This window comes from Pseudomonas sp. S4_EA_1b, from assembly GCF_016307435.1.
Lineage (GTDB): Bacteria > Pseudomonadota > Gammaproteobacteria > Pseudomonadales > Pseudomonadaceae > Aquipseudomonas > Aquipseudomonas rhodesiae.
Genome location: NZ_JAEILC010000214.1, coordinates 1 through 1,552, shown reverse-complemented (window position 1 = coordinate 1,552; position 1,552 = coordinate 1). Strand labels below are relative to the sequence as shown.

2 protein-coding genes are annotated in these 1,552 nt (G+C 43.1%); both read left to right on the top strand.

Going from position 1 to position 1,552, the window contains the following annotated elements:
- Positions 1-86: 86 nt before the first annotated feature.
- Positions 87-1,112: an NAD-dependent epimerase/dehydratase family protein gene (locus YA0848_RS35745; RefSeq protein WP_169867536.1), complete on the top strand. Its 1,026-nt coding sequence runs from the start codon at positions 87-89 to the stop codon at positions 1,110-1,112.
- A 25-nt stretch (positions 1,113-1,137) separates the two neighbouring features.
- A partial coding sequence (locus tag YA0848_RS35740; RefSeq protein WP_442967255.1) for a hypothetical protein occupies positions 1,138-1,552 on the top strand: 415 nt, incomplete at its 3' end.

The following is a 1,552-nucleotide window of genomic DNA, read 5'->3' as shown; positions in this document are numbered from 1 at the left end:
TTTGCTGAGCACGGAAGAGTCGGATATCCGTCTTTAAGACTACTATCTCCATCTACTAATTCACAATTAATATTGAGTCTATAACTATGACCCGCTATGAACAACTGTTAGATTCGCTTCAAGCAACACCGAAAACTTGGCTGATCACAGGAGTGGCAGGTTTCATCGGTTCTAATTTGCTGGAAGTGCTTCTTGGTTTAAATCAGCGGGTCGTTGGATTAGATAATTTTTCAACAGGTCACCTACGGAATTTGGATGAAGTAAAAAGTACTGTTTCCTCTGATCAGTGGGCTAATTTTTCTTTCGTTCAGGGAGATATTAGAGTTTTGGAAGATTGTCATAAGGCTTGCGATAGCGTCGACTATGTTTTGCATCAGGCAGCGCTGGGATCGGTACCACGTTCTCTTAATGATCCGATTACTACTAACCGTACTAATATTGATGGTTTCCTGAATATGCTGGTGGCGGCACGGGATGCAAAAGTAAAAAGCTTCACATACGCCGCAAGTAGCTCAACATATGGAGATCATCCAGGCCTGCCTAAGGTAGAAGACATCATTGGTAAACCGCTGTCTCCCTACGCAGTGACCAAATACGTTAACGAGCTGTACGCTGACGTTTTTGCCAAGTGTTATAAGTTTGATACTATTGGGCTTCGGTATTTTAATGTATTTGGTAAGCGCCAGGACCCTGAAGGCGCATATGCGGCAGTGATACCCAAATGGGCGGCGTCCATGATTAAAAATGATGACGTTTTTATCAATGGTGATGGGCAAACCAGTCGGGACTTTTGTTTTATCGAAAATACTATCCAAGCGAACCTCCTGGCTGCAACTACGACGGACTCGGCTTCGCGCAATCAGGTTTACAACGTTGCGGTCAACGGTCGAACAGACCTAAATATGCTATTTAAGGCCTTGCGTGAAGCATTGGCAAAAAATGGGATTAGCTATGATAAGTTTCCGGTGTATCGGGATTTTCGAGCTGGAGACGTTCGCCATTCACAAGCTGATATCAGTAAAATAAAAAAATACCTTCAGTATGAGCCTCGCTTTGACATTGTTGAGGGCGTCGAAAAAGCTATGCCGTGGTACGTACGGTTTTTGAATTAACGTTTTTCTTTTAATGTAGGTATGCATGAATCTTAGGCAGGGGGCAATATTGCTAGCAAAACACGGTGCCGCTTATCTGGCTGTAAAGTTGATACCGGCAATATTTTCCCTATCGGCTTTGGTGATTTTTACGCGTATTTTGACGCCTGCTGAGTACGGAATTTATTCGCTGACTATCTTGGTTGCTGGTGTAGGTAACGCGGTGTTACTACAATGGTTGAGCCTGGGGGTTGGTAGATATCTTCCTGCTGTAACTGATAAAGAAGATGAAGAACGTTTGTTGGCAACTGCCAAATCGATTTCATTTATTATTTTTTTGGTCGTGATTGTTTTATCGCTTGTATGCGCGGCCCTAGACGCGTTTTCATCATTTTCAATAATGTTTTGGATGGGCGGTTTTTTATTTGCGTTCCAGGGTTGGCATGAGCTAAATCTAAAGG